General features: G+C 70.2%; 16 protein-coding genes and 1 tRNA gene. 5 read left to right on the top strand and 12 right to left on the bottom strand.

Features of this window, described 5'->3' with window-relative positions; genetic code table 11:
• Positions 1 to 18: 18 nt before the first annotated feature.
• The 4 genes from PQS31_RS00565 to lexA all read right to left on the bottom strand — a co-directional run bounded on the left by PQS31_RS00565 (position 19) and on the right by lexA (position 6107).
• Positions 19 to 3270 carry an error-prone DNA polymerase gene (locus PQS31_RS00565; protein ID WP_272760735.1) on the bottom strand — a complete coding sequence of 1084 codons (3252 nt, stop codon included), beginning with the start codon at positions 3268 to 3270 and terminating at the stop codon, positions 19 to 21.
• Positions 3267 to 4688 carry a DNA polymerase Y family protein gene (locus PQS31_RS00560; RefSeq protein WP_272760734.1) on the bottom strand — a complete coding sequence of 474 codons (1422 nt, stop codon included), beginning with the start codon at positions 4686 to 4688 and terminating at the stop codon, positions 3267 to 3269. Before PQS31_RS00560 ends, PQS31_RS00565 begins: the two co-directional genes overlap by 4 nt.
• Positions 4689 to 4882: 194 nt before the next feature.
• Positions 4883 to 5497, bottom strand: coding sequence for a translesion DNA synthesis-associated protein ImuA (imuA, locus tag PQS31_RS00555; protein WP_272760733.1), 615 nt, complete (start codon positions 5495 to 5497; stop codon positions 4883 to 4885).
• A gap of 1 nt (position 5498) precedes the next feature.
• Positions 5499 to 6107, bottom strand: a complete 609-nt coding sequence (gene lexA / locus PQS31_RS00550; protein WP_272761430.1) for a transcriptional repressor LexA — start codon at positions 6105 to 6107, stop codon at positions 5499 to 5501.
• 183 nt (positions 6108 to 6290) lie between these two features.
• Between lexA and PQS31_RS00545 the strand changes: the two genes are divergently transcribed.
• Entirely contained in the window at positions 6291 to 7349 is a 1059-nt protein-coding gene (locus tag PQS31_RS00545; protein ID WP_272760732.1) for an AI-2E family transporter, read from the top strand.
• Positions 7350 to 7449: 100 nt separating this feature from the next.
• Here the strand turns inward: PQS31_RS00545 and PQS31_RS00540 are convergent.
• Positions 7450 to 7525 (bottom strand) — tRNA-Ala (locus tag PQS31_RS00540).
• 13 nt (positions 7526 to 7538) lie between these two features.
• Positions 7539 to 8666: a ribonuclease D gene (rnd, locus tag PQS31_RS00535; RefSeq protein ID WP_272760731.1), complete on the bottom strand. Its 1128-nt coding sequence runs from the start codon at positions 8664 to 8666 to the stop codon at positions 7539 to 7541.
• A 110-nt stretch (positions 8667 to 8776) separates the two neighbouring features.
• On the opposite strand from rnd, the gene PQS31_RS00530 reads away from it, so the two are divergent.
• Together PQS31_RS00530 and PQS31_RS00525 are read left to right on the top strand one after the other, a co-directional pair.
• Positions 8777 to 10606 carry a formylglycine-generating enzyme family protein gene (locus PQS31_RS00530; protein WP_272760730.1) on the top strand — a complete coding sequence of 610 codons (1830 nt, stop codon included), beginning with the start codon at positions 8777 to 8779 and terminating at the stop codon, positions 10604 to 10606.
• Between the two features lie 29 nt (positions 10607 to 10635).
• Positions 10636 to 11559 carry a M48 family metallopeptidase gene (locus PQS31_RS00525; RefSeq protein WP_272760729.1) on the top strand — a complete coding sequence of 308 codons (924 nt, stop codon included), beginning with the start codon at positions 10636 to 10638 and terminating at the stop codon, positions 11557 to 11559.
• 22 nt (positions 11560 to 11581) lie between these two features.
• Here the strand turns inward: PQS31_RS00525 and phbB (PQS31_RS00520) are convergent, their stop codons facing one another.
• The 4 genes from phbB (PQS31_RS00520) to gluQRS form a co-directional block, all read right to left on the bottom strand.
• The gene (gene phbB, locus PQS31_RS00520) at positions 11582 to 12328 is read right to left on the bottom strand and encodes an acetoacetyl-CoA reductase (RefSeq protein WP_272760728.1); all 747 of its coding nucleotides are present in this window, start codon (positions 12326 to 12328) and stop codon (positions 11582 to 11584) included.
• Positions 12329 to 12396: 68 nt separating this feature from the next.
• The gene (phaR, locus tag PQS31_RS00515) at positions 12397 to 12885 is read right to left on the bottom strand and encodes a polyhydroxyalkanoate synthesis repressor PhaR (protein WP_272760727.1); all 489 of its coding nucleotides are present in this window, start codon (positions 12883 to 12885) and stop codon (positions 12397 to 12399) included.
• A gap of 162 nt (positions 12886 to 13047) precedes the next feature.
• Positions 13048 to 13788 (bottom strand): acetoacetyl-CoA reductase, encoded by a 741-nt coding sequence (phbB, locus tag PQS31_RS00510; RefSeq protein ID WP_272760726.1) that lies wholly within the window; start codon positions 13786 to 13788, stop codon positions 13048 to 13050.
• Positions 13789 to 13837: 49 nt separating this feature from the next.
• The gene (gluQRS, locus tag PQS31_RS00505; protein ID WP_272760725.1) at positions 13838 to 14749 is read right to left on the bottom strand and encodes a tRNA glutamyl-Q(34) synthetase GluQRS; all 912 of its coding nucleotides are present in this window, start codon (positions 14747 to 14749) and stop codon (positions 13838 to 13840) included.
• Positions 14750 to 14902: 153 nt separating this feature from the next.
• Between gluQRS and htpX the strand changes: the two genes are divergently transcribed.
• Entirely contained in the window at positions 14903 to 15808 is a 906-nt protein-coding gene (gene htpX / locus PQS31_RS00500; RefSeq protein ID WP_272760724.1) for a protease HtpX, read from the top strand.
• A 94-nt stretch (positions 15809 to 15902) separates the two neighbouring features.
• Here the strand turns inward: htpX and PQS31_RS00495 are convergent, their stop codons facing one another.
• Together PQS31_RS00495 and epmB are read right to left on the bottom strand one after the other, a co-directional pair.
• A complete protein-coding gene (locus PQS31_RS00495) occupies positions 15903 to 17981 on the bottom strand; it encodes an EAL domain-containing protein (protein ID WP_272760723.1) in 2079 nt (692 codons plus the stop codon).
• 26 nt (positions 17982 to 18007) lie between these two features.
• The gene (gene epmB / locus PQS31_RS00490; protein ID WP_272760722.1) at positions 18008 to 19051 is read right to left on the bottom strand and encodes an EF-P beta-lysylation protein EpmB; all 1044 of its coding nucleotides are present in this window, start codon (positions 19049 to 19051) and stop codon (positions 18008 to 18010) included.
• 92 nt (positions 19052 to 19143) lie between these two features.
• Here epmB and efp point away from each other — a divergent pair, with 92 nt between their 5' ends.
• The gene (gene efp / locus PQS31_RS00485; RefSeq protein ID WP_272760721.1) at positions 19144 to 19710 is read left to right on the top strand and encodes an elongation factor P; all 567 of its coding nucleotides are present in this window, start codon (positions 19144 to 19146) and stop codon (positions 19708 to 19710) included.
• Positions 19711 to 19995: the final 285 nt, after the last annotated feature.

Raw genomic sequence — 19995 nt, 5'->3', positions numbered from 1 at the left:
CCAAACCCCGGCGTGGCCTCAATGAAAATCGCGGGATGCCAACGGCATTCCGCCGAGAAGCGCGCTGAGATCGTGCAGATCGCCGGCGATCAGATGGGCCACGCCGTCCACGCGCTCCCAGCGCCCGCGCACCGCGAGCAGCCGGGATTCGAGCAGGGCCCGCCGTCGACGCACCGCCAGCCGCGCCCAGACGATGACGTTGATCATGCCGGTCTCGTCTTCCAGGGTGACGAAGATCGTGCCCTTGGCCGTCGCCGGGCGCTGGCGCTGGGTGACCAGGCCGGCCACGTGCACGCCGCTGCCGTGGGGCCGGTGCTGCAGCTCGCGCAGGCCGACGATGCGGCGCTCGGTCATCTGCGCGCGCAGCAGCGCCATCGGGTGTGGGCCGAGGCTCAGGCCGAGGCTGCGGTAGTCCGACATGATGTCTTCGCCCGCGGCCGGCGCGGGCAGGGCCACCCGCTGCTCGGCCGGGCTGCCGGGCAACAGCGGGCGGCGTTGTTCGATGCCGGCCACGGCCCAGCGTGCAGCATTGCGATGCCCGGCCAGACCGCGCAGCGCATCGGCTTCGGCCAGCATCTGACGGGCCTTGGCATCGAGGTCGGCACGCTGGCACAGGTCGGCAAGGTCGGCGAACGGGCGCTGCGCACGCGCGGCGACGATGCGCCGGGCCGCGTCTTCCGACAGCCCGGCCACCAGACGCAGGCCGAGCCGGATCACGGGCTGTTCGCCCGGATCGGCGTCGCTGCGCCAGTGCCGGCCGCCGTGCAGGGTGCAGTCGTAATCGCTGTGCAGCACGTCGACCGGCAGCACCTCGACCGGCGCCCGCTCGGCGCTGCCGCGCCGTGCGTCCTGCACGATCTGGCTGGGCGAGTAGAAGCCCATCGGCTGCGCGTTGAGCAGGCCGCAGGCGAACGCGGCCGGTTCGTGGCGCTTGAGCCAGCAGCTGGCGTAGACCAGCTTCGCGAACGAGGCCGCGTGGCTCTGCGGAAATCCGTAGGAGCCGAAGCCCTTGATCTGCTCGAAGATCTGGTCGATGAAGGCGGAGGCGTAGCCCTTGCCTTCCATCAGCGTGCGGATGCGCACGCGGTGCGGTTCCATGTCGCCGCCCTGGCGCCAGGCGGCCATCGAGCGCCGCAGCTGGTCGGCCTCGTCGGCGGTGTAGCCGGCGTGGATGACGAGCTCCATCACCTGCTCCTGGAACAGCGGCACGCCGAGCGTGGGCCCGAGGATGTCCTCGACGCCGGCCGACGGATACGTCGGCGTTTCCTTGCCCTGCCGGCGGCGCAGGTAGGGATGGACCATGTCGCCCTGGATCGGGCCCGGGCGCACGATGGCGACTTCCACCACCAGGTCGTAGAACGTCGCCGGCTTCAGCCGCGGCAGCATCGCCATCTGCGCGCGCGATTCGATCTGGAACACGCCGACGGTGTCGGCGATCTGGATCATGGCGTATGTGGCAGGGTCTTCGTTCGGAATCGTCGCGATCTCGTGGTCGCGGCCGCGATGGCCGCGCACCAGGTCCAGCGTCTTGCGGATGCAGGTCAGCATGCCGAGCGCGAGGCAGTCGACCTTGAGCATGCGCATGGTTTCCAGATCGTCCTTGTCCCACTGGATGATCGTGCGGTCCGGCATCGCGGCGTTCTCGACCGGCACCACGGTGGACAGCGGCGCATCGCAGATCACGAACCCGCCGACGTGCTGCGACAGGTGCCGCGGATGGTCGCGCAGCAGTTCGGTGACCAGCAGCACCTTGGCGATCAGCGGGTTGTCGAGATCGAAGCCGGCTTCGGCGATGCGTTGTTCCATCGGCGTGTCGCCGTTCCCCCAGCCGTAGCAGTTGGCGAGCAGCGCGATCTGGTCGGGCGGCAGGCCGAAGGCCTTGGCGACATCGCGCACCGCGCTCTTGCCGCGATAGGCGATGACCGTGGCCGCCAGCGCGGCGCGTTCGCGGCCGTATTTGGCGTAGACGTACTGCAGCACTTCCTCGCGGCGCTCGTGCTCGAAATCGACGTCGATGTCGGGCGGCTCGTTGCGCTCCCGCGACAGGAAGCGCGCCATCAGCAGCCGCGTCTCCACCGGATCGACCGCGGTGATGCCGAGCGCGAAGCAGACCGCCGAATTGGCCGACGAGCCGCGGCCCTGGCACAGGATTCCGCGCGAGCGCGCGAAGCGCACGATGTCGGCGACGGTGAGGAAGAAGGCCTCGTAACCGAGCCCTTCGATCAGCGCGAGTTCTTCATTGATCGTGGCGACGATGGCCGCCGGCGTGCCGTCCGGCCAGCGCACGCGCATGCCGGCTTCGGTCAGCGCGCGCAGGTGCGACGCCGGGGTTTCGCCCTCGGGCACCAGTTCGACCGGATAGCGGTAGGCGAGATCACGGCCGAGATCGAAGCGACAGCGCCGGGCCAGGGCGACGGTTTCGTCCAGCAGCGCATGCGGATGGATGTTGCCCAGCGCGCGACGCGTGCGCAGATGGCGCTCGCCGTTGCGGAACAGATGGGCGCCGCATTCGGCCAGCGGCGTGGTGTGCCGGATCGCGGTCAGCGTGTCCTGCAGCAGGCGGTCGCGGCGGCGCGCCATGTGCACGTCACCGCTGGCCAGCGCGGGCAGGTCCAGCTGTCGTGACAGCGCCAGCAGCGTCTGCAGCCGGGCGCTGTCGTCGTGTTCGCGGTGCAGTTCGACGGCCAGTCGCGCCCGCTCGCCGAACACCGCGCGCAGCCATGCGCCCTGCGCGGCATCGGCCGTCGCGCCAGGCAGCCACAGCGCGAAGACGCCGGCGTCCGCATTGCCGAAGCAGGCCTCGACATCGGGGCGGGTGAGCCGATACCGGCCCTTGCCGGCGGCGCGGCGGCCGGTGGTGATCAGTTCGCACAGCCGGGTGTAGCCGGCTGCGTGCTCGACCAGCAGCACGAAGCGGGTGCCGTCGACGAGGGCGAACTCGCTGCCGACGATCAGTGGCACGCCGGTCGCGCGCGAAGCCTCGAGCGCGCGCACGATACCGGCCAGCGAGCATTCGTCGGTGATCGCCAGCGCCGAATAGCCGCACTGCGCGGCGCGCGCGAACAGCGCCTCGGCGTTCGACGCGCCGCGCAGGAACGAGAAATCCGACAGGCAGTGCAGCTCGGCATACGCGGGCGCATCGCCGCCGCGTTCGTGCACGACCTCGTCGTTGGCCGCGCCGTGCAGGCGCGACGCCACCGTCCAGGCGCGCGGCGGACGGCCGCCGGGCGTGTCGCGGTCGATGCCATCGACCGCATCGTCCCAGCTCATGCGAACCACCCGTGCAGCATCCAGCCGCTGCGTTCACCGGGCGGCACGAAGGCCCAGGCGCGCTGGCCCTGAGTGGTTTCGACGATGTAGTAGTCGCGGCGTGCGTCGTCGCCGTCCCACCAGCCGCTTTCCAGGCGCTCCGGACCGGACAGGATGCGCAGCCGGGCATCGCGCAGCGGCACCGGCGTCGGCAGCAGCCAGGCGGGGCGTTCGGGCCGCGGCGGCGCCGTACGTGCCGGTGCGCCGGTATCGCCGAACACGCGCGTCCATGCGCGTTCGGGGCGCGGATCGTCTGCCGGTGCCACGCGGTACACCGCGTCGTCGCCCAGGCGGGCGCGCAGCCGTTCGCGCAACTGCGGCCACGGCATGGCCTGTTGCGGGCGGGGGTCGAACAGATCGCGCGTGGCCGGCACGAACGGCGGCAGATGCCGCGCCACCAGGCCGAGCGCGAGCACCGGCGCGTCGATCGTCACGCGCTCGAGCCGGCTGCGCGCCAGTTCGAACAGCATCGCCGGTGCGCGCTCGGCGGCGAGCAGGCCGACCTCGACGTCGGTGCGCGTGCGCTCGTGTTCGAGCCGCAGCACGAAGCGCTGCACGCCGCCGTCGCGGATCGACAGATAGGTGCACAGGTCGTTGATCAGCCGGCGCAAGGGGAACAGCAGGGCCGTGTGGTTCTCGACCTCGTAACCCAGTTCGACGCGAGCCTCGAAATGATCGGGCGGCGCATAGCATTCGAGCGGATCGTCGGCCTCGCCGTAGAGGCGATCGACGTGGTCGAGCAGGGCCGGCCCGAACCGGCGGCGCACGCCATCGCGCGGCAGCGCGCGCAGTGCGGCCAGCGTGCGCACGCCCATGCGCTGCAGCCGCTCGCCGGCATCGTCCGGCAGCGCGGCGCGACGCACCGGCACCGTGCCGAGCAGGGGCTGCAGCGCGGCGGGGCTGGTCACCGCGAAGCCGTCGCGCAGCCCGGCCAGCACGCGCGCCGCGCGCGGCGTCGGGGCCAGCGCGATGCGATGACGGAAGCCCAGGGCATCGAGTTCGTCGCGCAGCCGCCGCTCGAACCGCGGCCAGGGGCCGAACAGACGGAAGCTGGCGCGCGCCTCGAGCACGATCGCACGCGGCCATTGCCGGCTCACCAGTGAACTGTGGCGGTAGGCCCAGGCGGCGAGGAAGCGGTGCCAGTGCGCCTCGGCCTGCGGGTCGTAATCGACGGTGCGCACGTCGGCCAGCAGCGCATGCGCGGCCGACAGCCGCATGCCGGGTTTCAGGCCGGCGCCTGCGGCCGCGGCGTTGACCATGTGCAGGCTGCGCAACTGCGCCGGGCCTTCGACCAGCGCCAGCGGCGGCTCGGGATCAGGCAGGCGCCGGAGAACGGCGTCGAGCGCCAGTTGCGGCACGAGGATGCAGGCCCAGAGCACGGCGCAGGCTCAACAGCGGCGCGTGCGCGCAGAGCGCCGGAGCCGGGCCGCAGCCCGTACGGGACGGGCATCGCGCCGACCGGGGCCGTTGCATCGGGTGCCGGTGTGCAGGCGTCTGGCCGATGCATGCGACACGCGCACGACACGGTCCTCCGGATCGAGGACGGCGGTGATGGACGCGGCGTGTCGCGACATCAATGCGTCAACCGCAGCGCGGTTGCCGGCGGCTGCGCGCCGCGGCATTTGCGTACCTGCCAGGCGCCGTCGTCGGGCCGGTACTCGATACGCAGCGCGGCCGGCGACGCATTGACCGCATGCCGACGGTCGCGCAGCGCGAAGGCGCAGCCGCCACCGGTGTCGGCCGCGACCTGCAACCGCCGGAGCAGCCGGTCGTCAGCGGTCTGCGGCCAGCCGAGCACTGCCGCGCAGGCGGCGCTGCGCAGGCATTGTTCGAAGGCCCACAGGGCATCGCGCGGCGCGGCGTCGACGATGTCCAGGCACGCCAGATCGATGCCGGCGGCCTGCCAGGCGGGGGCATAGGGCACGTACGGTGGGGCGACCAGCACGACCCGCTCACCGGCAGCGGTCATACGTGCCAGGGCCGGCATCAGCAGCGCGAGTTCGCCGACGCCGTCGGCCGGCAGCAGCAGCTCGGTCAGCGCGCCGCGCGGCCAGCCGCGTTCGGGCAGCACCGCGTCCAGCGCCGGGAAGCCGGTCGGCTCGCCGGTATCCACGGCCTGGGCGCTGCGGCCGGCGTGCCAGACCGTGCGTGCGGCGAGCAGGGCATCGAGGGGCTGTGCCGCCGTCATGTCAGCCCTGCCGCACCAGTCCGCAGAACAGGCCTTCGATCGCGAAGTCGGCACCGGCCGGCACGCGGATCGGCGCGTAGGCGGGATTGCGCGGCAACAGCTGCAGGCCGTCGGCCGCAAGCGCCAGCCGCTTGATCGTCAGCTCGCCGTCGAGCCGGGCCACCACGGTCTGTCCGTCGCGCGCATCGGCGCTGCGGTGCACGCCGACCAGATCGCCGTCGAGGATGCCGTCGTCGATCATCGAATCGCCTTCGACCCGCAGCAGGTAGTCCGGCCGCAACGCGAAGACGCCGCGGTCGAGCCACAGCTGCCGGTCCAGGCCGATGTCGGCGCCGATCGGCACGCCGGCCGCAACGCGGCCGAGCACGGGCAGCATCAGAAGATCCGGGCGGACCGCCGCGGCGCCGGGCAGTCGCAGGCCGCGTTTCTCGTGCGGACGCGCTTCCAGCAGGCCGGCCTCGGTCAGCGCGCGCACGTGTTTCTGCGCGGCATTGCGCGAGGCGAAGCCGAACTGGGTGGCGATCTCGGCCAGGCTGGGCGGCCGGCCGGCGGCCAGCCGTTCGCGGATGAAATCGAGTACGGCGGCGCGTTGTGGGGGCAGGGTGTCCATGGTGTACATTTGTACACCTTCGCGCGGCCACTGGCGAGCGTGACGACAGGGATGCCGGCCCGGTGGCCGCCTTCGCGGGGCTGAATGCATGCCCTGCACGGCGTGTATGGGACAAGGCAGACCCCGTTCGCCCCGGCTGGTCATGGCCGCCCGGGCCGATACGCCGCCGACGCCCTGGATGCCATGCCGCTGCCTTCCGATCTTTCCCGCTTCACCCGCCAGGTCCTGATCGTCATCGCGCTGGTCGCGGCCCTCGTCCTGTTCTGGGCGCTGCTGCCGGTGCTGATGCTGGTCTTCGGCGCGATCGTCTTCGCGGCCATGCTGCTGTCGCTGTCCAATCTGCTGCGCCGGGTGCTGCCGGTCTCGCACGGGATCGCCCTGGGCATCGTGCTGGTCGTGCTGACGAGCGGATTGGGACTGCTGCTGTGGCTGTTCGGTTCCCAGGTCTCGCGCGAGGTCGCCACGCTGGTGGAAGCCCTGCCGCCGGCCTACGCGCAGTTCCAGGCGTGGGTGGAGGAAACCACGGTGGGCAGCCTGCTCGCCGAGCAGATCGACACCCTGCGCAACAACGTCGGGCGCATCGCCACAAGTGCCGGCGCGATGGCGATGACCTTCTCCGGCGGACTGATGAACCTGCTGCTGGTGTTGATCGGTGCGATCTACATCGCAGCCCAGCCCGGCATGTACCGCGCCGGGCTGCTGCAGCTGATTCCGAAGTCGGTCCGTGACGTCAGCGCCGACGCACTCGACAGCAGCGCCCGTGCCCTACGCCTGTGGCTGGGTGGCCAGCTGGTGGCGATGGCGGTGGTGGCGGTGCTGACCGGCATCGGGCTGTGGCTGCTCGGCGTGCCGGCCGCGTTCGCCCTCGCGCTGATCGCGTTCCTGCTGGATTTCGTGCCGATCATCGGGCCGATCGCCGCGGCCATTCCCGGCATCCTGCTCGGTTTCACCGTCAGTCCGCAGATCGGATTGGCGACGACTGCGCTCTACATCGTCATCCAGCAGATCGAGAGCAATCTGCTGCAGCCGCTGATCCAGCAGCGCGCTGTGGAGCTGCCGCCGGCGCTGCTGCTGTTCTCGCTGCTGGTGTTCGGTTCGCTGCAGGGCTTCACCGGGCTGCTGCTCGCCGCGCCGCTGACGGTGGTGCTCTACGTGCTGGTCAAACGCCTGTACGTGCGCGAGCTGCTGGACACCGACACCGTGATTCCAGGCGAGTCCGGATCGGACCAGGCCGGCCACTGACGCCGCGCGCGTCGGCGCCCGTCATGCGGGCTCGGGCGCAACACGCAGCGCACAAAGAAACACCCCGGAAGGCCTGCGCCTTCCGGGGTGTCCTGTTTCGTGGTGGAGCGGAGGGGGATCGAACCCCTGACCTCCACGATGCGAACGTGGCGCTCTCCCAGCTGAGCTACCGCCCCACGAAGCGTCGCATCATACAGAGGCCGTCGACGCTTCGCCAGCCTCCGCGAGCAGGGGCGCGAGCACGGGTTCGAGCTGCGTGCGCCGCCAGCCCGCCAGCGCACCCGGCCAGTCCGCGCCTTCGACCAGCGCCTCGAGCCATTTGCGCGAGGCGAGGATGCCGTCGGGCAGGCCGAGTTCGGCGCTGCGCGTGGCCACGGCCTGCTGCAGGCGCTTGAGCCGCTTGCGGTCGGGTTCCTCGCCATTGGACAACGGCGCCTCGGCTTCGTCCGGCAACTCGGTCGTCAGCGCCTGCCAGATCGCGGCACCGAGCTTGCGCGGCGCCTTGGGATGCGCCTCGAGCCGGCGTTGCAGCGCGACCGGATCGGCCGGCGGATCGCGCGCCAGCAGGGTGGCCAGCTCGTTGTCGAGAATCCAGCTGCGCGGCTTGTCCTGCAGGCGGGCCTGCTGTTCGCGCCAGCGCAGCAGGCGCAGCAGGCGACGCTGCGCGTCGGCATCGAGAAACTGGCCGGTGCGGCCGCCCAGTTGCGGCCAGCGTTCGCCCTCCAGATTGCCGGCGGTCTCGACCAGACGCGCGCAGTCCTCGCGCAGCCAGGCCGCGCGATCGAGTGCGTCGAGGCGGGCGGCGAGCCGGTCATGCAGCGCGAACAGATGCTCGACGTCGTCGGCGGCATAGTCGAGCTGGGTCGGCGACAGCGGCCGGCGCAGCCAGTCCGAGCGCGTCTCGCCCTTGGGCAGCGCGATGTCGAGCTGCGCATGCACCAGACGCTGGTAACCCATGCCGCCCCCCACGCCGGCGAGCGCCGCGGCGATCTGGGTGTCGAACAACGGCGCCGGCACCGCGCCGCAGGCATGACCGAACGCGACCAGATCCTCGCTGGCGCTGTGCATCACCTTGACGATGTCCGGATCCGACAGCAGCGGACGCAGGGCGTCGACCATGCCGGGTGCGAGCGGATCGACCAGCAGCACATCGATGCCGCCGTCGCGCTCGACCGCGATCTGCACCAGGGCCAGCTGCGGCCAGAACGTGCGTTCGCGGATGAATTCGGTATCGAGCCCGACACGGGCGGGAGCGGCCGGGAGCCGCGCGCGGAGACTGGCCGGATCATTGATCCAGCACGCATTGGAGGAGGTCATGCGCGACAGCCTAGCGGCGCCGCCGGGTGGCGGCAATCGCGGCGGACCATGACGGCACGACGGCGCCGGCGATGGCTTAATCTGGCGCGATGCGGTCACGGGAGCCCCGTTTGCGTGGAACCATTGTCGCCGGCCTGATGGTGCTGGGCGTGCTCGCCAGTTGTGGCCGCATGGATGCCGACAGCGCCGCCGACGCTCCGGGCGACGGCAGCGTGACCATCAGCGGCGACGACGTGATCGTGGCCGAACTCAACTGGACGCCGCCGCTGCCGCGGATCGAACCCGACGCGGTCGACGATGCGCGCGCACGCGCCGACGCGGCGCTGCGCGACGACGATCTCTATGCGACCGCCGAATCGGCGATTCCGCTGTATCTGGCCCTGTCGGCGGTCGAGGGTCAGGAGCGGGCCGCGGCCACCGGTCTGCGACAGGCGCGCGCGCGCGTGCTGGTGCTCGGCCGCATGGCGCTGGACGAAGCCGATACCGGCGATTCGATCGCCGGTCTGCGCGCGGCGCATGCGTTCGCGGCGGTCGCCCGGTATCTCGCGGCCGACGATGCCGACGTGATCGCCTATCTCGAGCGCGTGGATGCCAGCGATCGCCTGTGGGAACTCAACCGCAATGCCGAACGCGCAATGCAGGCCGGTGACCTCGGCGAAGCCGGGGGCGGGGCGCTGGCGGGGTTCCGCGCGGCCGCCGCATTGCGGCCCGGACAACCGCGCGCGCTCCAGGGCATGGCGGCGGTCGAGAGCGCGATGATCCGGCGCGCCGAAGACGCGGCGGCCGAGGGCGATTTTCCGCTCGCGACGCAATGGCTGGCGCATGCTGCGGAGATCCGCCCGGGCTTCGCCACGGTGCCCGACGCCGAACGGCGGATCGAGCGCATGCGCGCCACCCGCATCCGGCAATTGCGCGACGCCGGCGTGGCCGCATTGCCGAAGATCAACGGCGTCGTCCAGGCCCGGGAACGCCTGGCCGAGATCCTGACCATCGCCCGGCCCGGCGATCCGGTGGCGCTGGATCTGCGCGAACGGATCGACCGCGCCGTGCACTACGGCGATTTCCGGCCCGGCCAGGTGTTCACCGATGCGCTCGAAGGCGGCGCGCGCGGGCCGCAGATGGTCGTGCTGCCGCACGGCGGTTTCATGATGGGCGCGCTGCCGGGCGACGACGATGCCGACGACAACGAAAAGCCGCGGCATCCGGTGCGCTTCGAGCGCGGTTTCGCGATGGGCGTACGCGAGGTGACGGTGGGCGAATTCCGCCGCTTCGTCGACGCCACCGGCTACCAGTCGCGTGCGGTGCGGCGCGGGTTCTCGATGGCCTACGACGAGCGCACCGGCAATTTTCTCCGGCGCAGCAATGTCGACTGGCGCTCCGATTACGCCGGGCGTCCGGCCGGCGACACCCTGCCGGTGCTGCACGTCAGTGCCAAGGACGCCCAGGCCTACGTCGACTGGCTGTCGGCGCAGAGTGGCCGGCGCTACCGGCTGCCGAGCGAGGCGGAGTTCGAATACGCCTTCCGCAACGGCAGCAGCGAGCGCTATCCGTGGGGCGAGGGCACACCGCCCGAGGGCAGCGGCAACATGACCGGCGCGCTCGACCGCTCGCCGTCGGGGCGTACCTGGGGCAACGCGTTTCCGGGCTACGGCGACGGCTACTGGGGGCCGGCGCCGGTCGGCAGTTTCCAGCCCAATACCTGGGGCGTGCACGACCTGGCCGGCAATGTCAGCGAATGGATGGCCGACTGCTGGCACGCCACCTACCGCCGGGCTCCCGGCGACGGCTCGGCCTGGGTCAACCCCGGGTGCCGCGACCAGGTCATCCGCGGCGGCTCCTGGGCCAGCTCCCCGGCCCAGACCCGCGCCAGCTGGCGCGCGTTGGCGCAAGTCGACACGACCAATGCCAGAATCGGCTTCCGCGTCGTCCGCGATCTTTGACCCCGCCTTTTCCGGCATCGGAGCACACCATGAGACAGGATCCCTTCGGCCGCGGTGACCGGCGTCCGGCCGCACGCGCACCCCGGCGCGGCATCAACCTGCGCTTCGTCATGCTGCTGCTGTTCGCCGGCTACGGCGTCTATTACTACCTCGCCAACCGGTCGACCGATCCGGTCACCGGCGAGACCGTGCTGATCGACCGCGCGCTCGACGTCGACGACGAGAAGGCGCTGGGCCTCGAAGCCTACGAGCAGATCCTGCAGCAGGAACGTCCGGTGCCGGCCGACAGCGCGATCGCCCGCTACGTGCGCGCGATCGCCGACCGGCTCATCGCCAAGGTCGGCGTGGTCGAGGCCGAGCTGGCCCGCGAGAACGGTCTGCAGCCGACCCGGTTCTCAGAGAGCTTCGACTGGGAGGTCAACGTCATCGATTCCGAACAGGCCAATGCGTTCTGCCTGCCGGGCGGCAAGATGGCGGTGTACACCGGCCTGGTGCCGGTGGCCCAGAATGCCGACGCGATGGCGGTGGTGATGGGCCACGAGATCGCGCACGCGCTGCTGCGGCATGGCGCGCAGCGCATGGCGCAGCAGCGGCTGACCCAGGTCGGCCAGATGGCCGGCGCGATGAGCGGCATGGATCCGCAACAGCAGCAGATGGTCATGGCCGCGATGGGCTACGGCTACCTGCTGCCGTATGCGCGCAAGCACGAGACCGAGGCCGACGTCGTCGGCCTGATGCTGGCCGCGGCGGCCTGCTTCGATCCCAACGAGGCCGTGCCGCTGTGGGAGCGCATGTCGGCCGCGAGCGGCGGGCAATCCCAGCCGGAGTTCGCATCCACGCATCCCAACCCCGGCACCCGCATCCAGAACCTGCAGAACCTGATGCCCAAGGCGATGGAGTACCGGGCGAAGTTCTGCGAAGACGCGCAGCAGCAACCCGCACTGGCGTTGTGAGAGGTGCGGACGCCGCGGCGCCTCAGAACCCCATCAGCAGGCCGCCGTTGACCGGCAGGTTGATGCCGGTGATGTAACCCGCATCGTCCGCGGTCAGGAACACCACCGCGCGCGCGATGTCGTCGGGCTGGCCGACCCGGCCGACCGGCACGCTGGCGACGGTGCGCGCCAGCACCTCCGGCGGCATCTTCGCGGTCATCGGGGTTTCGACGTAGCCCGGTGACAGACTGTTGACGGTGACGCCCTTGGCCGCGACCTCGCGCGCCAGCGACATCGTCAAGCCGTGCAGGCCGGCCTTGGCCGCGGCGTAATTGGTCTGGCCGAAATTGCCGGTCTGGCCGCTGACCGAGCTGATGTTGACGATGCGGCCGAAGCCGCGCGCGAGCATGCCGTCGACGGCCGCCCGGCACAGATGGAACGCGCTGTCGAGATTGATGCGCAGCACGTCGTCCCACTGCTCGGTGGACATCTTGCGCAGCGTCGAATCGCGGGTGATGCCGGCGGCGTTGACGAGGATGTCCAGCCGCCCGTGGCGTCGTTCGACCTCGGCGACCGCGGACGCGCAGGCAGCGGCCTCGCCGACATCGACCGCGAGCGTGGTCACCGGCAGGCCGGCCATGTCGGTCGCGAAGGCCTCGAGCCGATCGGCGTCGGCCGCCAGGTCAGCGGCGACGACCTGGACGCCGCGTTCGGCGAGCTGCCTGCAGATGGCGCGGCCGATGCCGCCGAGGCCACCGGTGACGATGGCGACGCGTGGAGTGTGGGTCATGGATTCATCCGGAAAACGCGGAAACGAAAACGGCGCGGAGTCCGCGCCGTGGAGAGGCTGCAGGCGGATCAGCGACCGCGCTTGGGCGGATCACGATCACCCGGGCGGGCCGTGGGTGCCACGCCGCCGACCATGGTCTTCTGGAACTCCTTCCACAGTTCCATGTTGCGCTCGGTGAGCTGGTTCATCATGGTCCACGGCGTCTGGCCGAGCAGGCCGCCCATCTGCTGGCGGAACTGCTGCTGCTGGTCGAGGAAGACCTGCATCGAGCGCTCGAGGTAGGTGCCCATGAAGCCCTGCATCGAATCGCCGTAGAAGCGGATGATCTGGCTCAACAGCTGGGTCGACAGCACCGGCTCGCCGTCCGACTCGTGCTCGGAAATGATCTGCAGCAGGACCGAGCGCGTGAGGTCTTCGCCGCTCTTAGCATCGCGGACTTCGAACGCCTCGCCGTCGACGATCAGCTGGCGCACGTCCTCGATGGTGATGTAGCTGGAAATCTCGGTGTCGTAGAGCCGACGGTTCGGGTATTTCTTGATGATGCGCGTTGCACTCATGAAGCCAACACTCGGGTCATTGGTGCCGCGCAGCATGGCGTAGCCCCGGAGGGCACGCAACTCGGGCGCGGACTGAATGGGGGCGGATGGGGCCGTGGCGCGACCGTCCGGTCGGGTACGGACCGCGTGAGGCGCGCCGCGTTGCGCGGCGCACCCGCGCACTCACCAGCCCATGTGGTGGCCGCCGTTGATGTCGAGGTTCGAGCCGGTGATCCAGGCCGCTTCGTCGGCGACGAGGAAGTTCACCGCGTAGGCGATCTCCTCGGGACGCCCGAGCCGGCCGGTGGGAATGTCGGCGGCGATCTTCGCGCGCACGTCCTCGGGCACCGCCATCACCATGTCGGTGGCGACATACCCCGGCGAGACGGTGTTGACGGTGATGCCGAGCTTGGCGTTCTCGCGCGCCAGCGAAATCGTGAACCCGTGCATGCCGGCCTTGGCGGCGGCGTAGTTCGCCTGGCCGTACTGGCCCTTGAGTCCGTTGATCGAGCTGATCTGGATGATCCGGCCCCATTTGCGTTCGCGCATGCCCTCGATCACCGCACGCGTGACGTTGTAGACCGAATTGAGATTGGTGTTGATCACGTCCTGCCACTGGTCCGGCTTCATCTTGTGGAAGGTGCCGTCGCGGGTGATGCCGGCGTTGTTGACCAGAATGTCGACCGGTCCGAGTTGCGCTTCGACGTCGCGCACCATCGCCTCGGCGGCCGCATGGTCGGCCACGTCGCCGGCTGCGAGCGCGATCTCGTAGCCGTCGGCACGCAACTGGGCCTGCCAGGCCCGGGCTTTGTCCTCGTTGCGGTAATTGGTCGCCACCCGATAGCCGTTGTCGGCCAGGCGACGCACGATCGCCGTGCCGATTCCTCCGGTTCCTCCGGTCACCAGTGCCACGCGTGCGCTCATTGCATCCCTCCGTTGCCTGCACCACCGGTGCGGCGATGCTCGGGCCAGTCTAGTCAAAGGTCCCGCGCGCTTGTGGTGCGCCGCACAATCGGATGTCATCGCGTGGAATGCGGCCGGGATCGAAGCACGCGCATGCCCGTTCGAGAAACGCCCGCACATCGGCCACATCCCCCAGCGCGGCCTGGCCGAGCTGCTGCCAGGCGCGTTCGAGCGCGCGCAGCGGCAATGCCGGTTCCACCGGCGACGCGGCATCGGATTTCGACAGCTTGCGGCCGTCGGCATCGAGCAGCAGGGGCAGGTGCGCGTACGCCGGCGTCGGCAGGCCGAGCCGGCGCTGCAACAGGATCTGCCGGGGCGTGGAATCCAGCAGATCGGCGCCGCGCACCACATGGGTGACCTGCTGCGCGGCATCGTCGACGACCACGGCCAGCTGGTAGGCCCACAGGCCGTCGGCGCGACGCAGCACGAAGTCGCCGACGGCCTCGCCGACATCCTGCTCGATGCGGCCGCGCAGCCGATCCTCGAATGCCACCCGGGTGCCCACGGGCACGCGCAGGCGGATCGCCGGATCGGGGCGACGCCTCACGGCGACGCACCGGCCCTGGTGGCGGCCGTGGCTCGCCTCGAGGTCGCGTCGGCTGCAGTGGCAGACGAAGGCATCGCCCGTCTCGAGCAGCCGGTCGAGCGCCTGCTGGTAGTGCGCATCACGATCGCTCTGGCGGACGATCGGGCCGTCCGCGTGCAGGCCGAGCGCCTGCAACGTGGCGAGCTGCCGTTCGGCCATTCCGGGCACCGCGCGCACGCGGTCGACATCCTCGATCCGCACGTGCCAGAGGCCGCCGCGACGGCGCGCCATCAGCCAGCTGCCGAGCGCGGCGAGCACGGAGCCGGCATGCAAGGGCCCGGTCGGCGACGGCGCGAACCGGCCCACCACGGGCGTGACGCGATCAGCGGCGATCATCAGGGCAGAGGCCTGGAACTGTCCCGATCATGAACTGTCAGACGGCCTGCACGCGCGCCGCACGGCGCGGGAATTGAAATCTTAACGTGGTGGTCGCACATCCACCCAGCGCAATGTTTCGCCCCGCGCAGGCGCCGACAGATCCAGACTCCGATGATCAAACGCTACGCTCTTCTCATCGCCACCAACCTCGCCGTGCTGGCACTGGTCAGTATCGTCATGGCGGTGCTCGGCGTCAGTCCGGCGTCCTACGGCGGGCTGCTGGTGTTCGCGGCGCTGCTCGGTTTCGGCGGCGCGTTCTTCTCGCTGGCGATCTCGAAATGGTCGGCCAAGCGGTTCACCGGCGCCCAGGTCATCACCGAGCCGCGCAACGAAGCCGAACGCTGGCTGCTGACGACGGTGCAGCGCCAGGCCGAGATGGTCGGCATCCGCACCCCGGAAGTGGCGATCTACGATGCACCCGAGATCAACGCGTTCGCCACCGGCGCGCGCCGCGACGCGTCTCTGGTCGCGGTGTCGACCGGACTGCTGCGTGCGATGACCCGCGACGAAGCCGAAGCCGTGCTCGCGCACGAGGTCGCGCACGTCGCCAATGGCGACATGGTGACCATGACGCTGCTGCAGGGGGTCATGAACACCTTCGTGATCTTCCTGGCGCGCGTGGTCGGCCGCGTGGTCGACGGCTACCTCAACGGCGGTCGCGACAACGGCGGTGGTGGCATCGGCTACTTCGCGGTGGTCTTCGTGCTCGACATGGTGTTCGGCCTGTTCGCCTCGATGATCACGATGTGGTTCTCGCGGCATCGCGAGTTCCGCGCGGACGAGGGCGGCGCCATGCTGGCCGGCCGCGAGAAGATGATCGCCGCGCTCGAGCGCCTGTCGTTGACGTACGGCCAGAACACCCTGCCGAAGCAGGTGGCCGCCTTCGGCATCAGCGGCGGCGTCGGCGGTGGGCTTAAGCGGCTGTTGATGAGCCATCCGCCGCTCGAGGAGCGCATCGCCGCACTGCGCAACGCGTCGCCGGACAGCGCGGCCGTGAAGCAGGGCATCCTGGCCTGAGCCGGCTGCGCACCGAACGAAAAGCCCGCCGATCGGCGGGCTTTTCGTGCAGTCCGCCGACAGCCAACTGCCGGGGCGGAGACGACCCGAGACGCTATTCGAAGTCGTAATTCATGCCCGGGCCCGCCGGCGCCAGGAAGTTGCCCTGCACGTAATCGATGTCGGCGGCGAACAGGATCGTCATGCTCGCCGCATCCTGCACGAACTCGGCGATGGTGCGGATCCCGATCTGGCGCGCGCGGCGCGCGATCTCGGCGATCCGTTCCTGGTTCTCCGCGTTGCCCGTCAGATCGTCGGTGAAGCTGCGGTCGATCTTCAGCAGGTGCGGCTGCAGGTGGGTCAGCAGCTGGAACGAATCCAGCCCGACGCCGAACTGCTCCAAGGCGAAGCGGCAGTCGAAGCGGCCGATGTTCGCCGCGAACGCCTGCGCCGCCTTGAGGTGGGTGAACACCTTGGACTCCGGCAGCTGCAGCACGAGGTACTCGCCGGGCACCTGGTGCGCGGCGAGCTGCGCACCGATGAATTCCGCCAGGCTGTCGTCGTCCAGCGAGGCCTGGCTGATCTTCACCAGCAGCGTGGTCGGACGGTGCTCGCGCAGGCGCTGTCCGATCGCGGCGATCGCCCGGCCGACCACGTAGCGGTCGATCTCGCCGAGCATGCCGTTGTCCTCGGCGATCGACAGGAAGGTGCCCGGCGCGATCAGTTCGTCGCCGCCGTCGAGCCGCAGCAGGATCTCGTAGACCGCGGCCGTGTCGCCCTGCAGGTTGATCACCGGCTGGTAATGCAGCAGGAAGCCGTCGTTGTCCAATGCGCCGCGCAGGCGCGCCACCCAGGCCTGGATGCGTTCCTCCTCGACCCGATCGGTGGCGCTGGGATCGAAGATCTCGCTGCGGTTGCCGCCCGTCCCGGACGCGGACTCCAGCGCACGCGTGGCGCGGGCCAGCACTTGGCCGACGTTGGCGATCTTTTCGCCGATCTGCACGCCGCCGATGCTGACGCTGACGACGCTCGAGCGTGCACCGATCTCGAACAGCTGCGCGGAGAAGCCGTCGCGGATGCGGTCGGCGAGGGCCGAGGTGGTGTGGTAGTCGGCGCCCGGCAGCAGCACGGCGAGCGTATGCCCGGCGTAGCGGGCCGCGGTCGCGCCGTCGGTGAGCAGGCCACGCAGGCGTTCGGCGGCGGCGGCCAGCAGATCGTCGGCGTGGTCGAGGCCGATCTCGCCGAGCAGCTGCTGATGATGGTCGGGTTCGATCATCAGGAAACCGTACTGGCGGTCGGCCTGCGCGGCCTCGTCGACGGCGTCCTCGAGCGCACGCAGGAAGGCTGGGCGGTTCAGCAGGCCGGTCACCTGGTCGCGATGGCGCAATTCCTCGAGCTCCAGCGCCAGGTCCGGGTCGATCAGTTCGCGGCGGCGGAACACCACCTGCAGGCAGGGCTCGCCCTCGTACTGGGCGGTGGTGAACTCCATCGCCGCCGGAAACGCGTTGCCGTCGATGTCACGCGCCTCGATTTCGTGGCGCGGCGGCGGCGGCTCGCCCTTCGCCAGCGATTTGAGCAGGGTCTTGAAGTCTTCCACGTGCTGCGGCGCCACCATGTCGAGCAGCGAGATGCCCTCGATGTCCTCGAACTGCTCGTATCCGAACATTTCGAGGTAGGCCCCGTTGGCGCGGATGTGCATGCCCTCGTGGATGTAGGCGATGGGATCGCGCGACGAATCGATCAGCGCATCGCAGCGGCGCTCGGTCTCGCGCACACGGCTTTCGAGACGGCGCAGATTGCGGCGCGCGTCGCGATCGGCCCACGCCTCGCGCACGCTGGCCAGCAATTGCTGGGGCGCATGGCGCAGCGCCACGGTCCGGGCGCCGGCCAGGATGGATTCGACGAAGCCGGCCTCGTCGAGCGTATCGACCAGGGCGATGACGGGCAGGTCGCGCCCGGTCTCGGCCACGCGCTGCATGACCTGGGCGAACGGCACCAGGGTGGCATTGCGGGCGGCGAGCACCAGGTCGATGGCCTGGTTGGCGGCGATCCGGCCCAGTTCCTCGTCCGACTCGGGACGTGACGGCCGCACGGCGACGCCGGCGTTGCGCAGGCCGCTGACGATGGCTTCGGCATCTTCGACCCGGTCGTCGACGATCAGCAGGCGCAGGGCGGTGTCGGCTTGGGTCGACATCTGGGGCTCCGTGGCAGAGACCGGCGTTATGCCACGGGGGGGCGATTCCGTCCATCGCCGTCGCCCGTGAGCGGACGCTTGGATGCGTCGCCTGCGACCTCGCGCACAAGCCGGGGAACGAGATAGCCCGACTGCTGCGCGACCAGTGCCGCATGCAACGCCAGCGCGGTCGCGTCGTCGACCTCGAAATGGGCGGCGCCCGCCACGCGGTCGAGCTGGTGCAGGTAATAGGGCAGTACGCCGGCGGTCAGCCCGCGCTCCGACAGCGCGGACAACGCGTCCGTGGAATCGTTGACGCCCTTGAGCAGCACCGCCTGGTTGAGCAGGACGGCGCCGGTGTCGCGCAGCGACCGCATGGCCGCGTCCACGCTCGCGTCGAATTCGTTGGCGTGGTTGGCGTGGATCACCACGACCACCGGCCAAGGCAGCGCGCGCAGCCACTGGGACAGCTCGGCGTCCACCCGCTCGGGCAGCACGACCGGCAGGCGGGTATGGATGCGCAGGCGCCGTACATGGGGAATGGCGCGCAAGGCCTCGGTGAGTTCGGCGAGCTTGGCGGTGGCCAGCGACAGCGGATCGCCCCCCGACAGCAGTACCTCCTCGATCGAGGCGTCCGCGCCGATCACCTCGAGCGCCGCGGCCCAGCCGCCCGCCGCGGCGGTTTCCTCGGCATAGGGGAAGTGACGGCGAAAGCAATAGCGGCAGTGCACGGCGCAACTGCCGGTGGCCACCAGCAGGGCACGGCCCCGGTACTTGTGGATCACGCCCTGGCCGGCTTTCGCCGCGCCGTCGCCGACCGCGTCCAGGCCGAAACCGGGCACGGGGCGCATCTCCTCGTCGAGCGGGAGGACCTGGCGCAGCAGCGGATCCTGTGGATCGCCGCGGCGCATGCGCGCGACGAAGCCGCGCGGCACCCGCAGCGGGAACTGGGCGGCCGCCGCGTCCGAGACCCCCAGCGCGAGTTCATGCAGGCCGAGCAGCGCGAGCAGTTCACGCGGGTCCCGCACGGCCTCGCGCCAGGCCTGCTGCCAGCGCCGCGGCTGCATGGAAAGAGGGGCTGCGGGTATCATGTGCGATTGAATCCGAAGAGCCGTCCGCGCGTGTCGCGGCCCGGGACCCCACATTGTAGCCGCCGGCGTACCCGGCCCAGCAGGAGCGAAAGATGGCCAGTTATGGCATGAACGACGTCAAGAACGGCCAGAAGATCCTGGTCAACAACGAGCCGTGCGTCATCACCGACACCGAGTACGTGAAGCCGGGCAAGGGCCAGGCCTTCACCCGCGTGAAGTACCGCAACATCAAAACCGGCCGCGTCGTCGAAATGACGATGAAGGCGACCGACTCGGTCGAGGCGGCCGACGTGGTGGACACCGACATGCAGTACCTCTACGCCGACGGCGAGTACTGGCACTTCATGAATCCCGAATCGTTCGAGCAGGTGCAGGCCGACAAGGCCGGCATGGGCGGCGCGGAGAAGTGGCTCAAGGGCGAGGAGACCTGCGTGGTCACCCTCTGGAACGGCAATCCGATCATGGTCACGCCGCCGAACTTCGTCGAACTGCTGATCACCGAGACCGACCCGGGTGTGAAGGGCGACACTGCCGGCACCGGCGGCAAGCCGGCGACGCTGGAAACCGGTGCGGTGGTGCGCGTGCCGCTGTTCGTCGCCCAGGAAGAAGTGATCAAGGTCGACACCCGCTCGGGCGAATACGTCAGCCGGGTGAAGTGATTGATCCGCAGCGAAATCGCCATGCGATTTGCGTCGCGGATCAATCATCCCCGCGTAGGCGGGGATCCAGCGCCTCTGCGCGTGGGAAATGATGTCAGCGAAATCGCCATGCGATTTGCGTCGCGGATCAAGCACCCCGTGGGCCCTCGACAGGCGCGTATCGGGTCTGACAGGGAGTCGGTGCCTGGCCGTGTCCACAGCGGAATCGCGATGCGAGCCGGGGCGCGGTGGGGGGACTCCGCTGCAGCCGTCCGGAAGGCCATATCCGGGAGCGGCGGAGGCGGG

The sequence above is a fragment of the Luteimonas sp. BLCC-B24 genome (assembly GCF_028550595.1).
Classification (GTDB): domain Bacteria; phylum Pseudomonadota; class Gammaproteobacteria; order Xanthomonadales; family Xanthomonadaceae; genus Luteimonas.
Note: the sequence above shows the minus strand (reverse complement) of the source record. Positions and strands in the feature narration are given on the sequence as shown.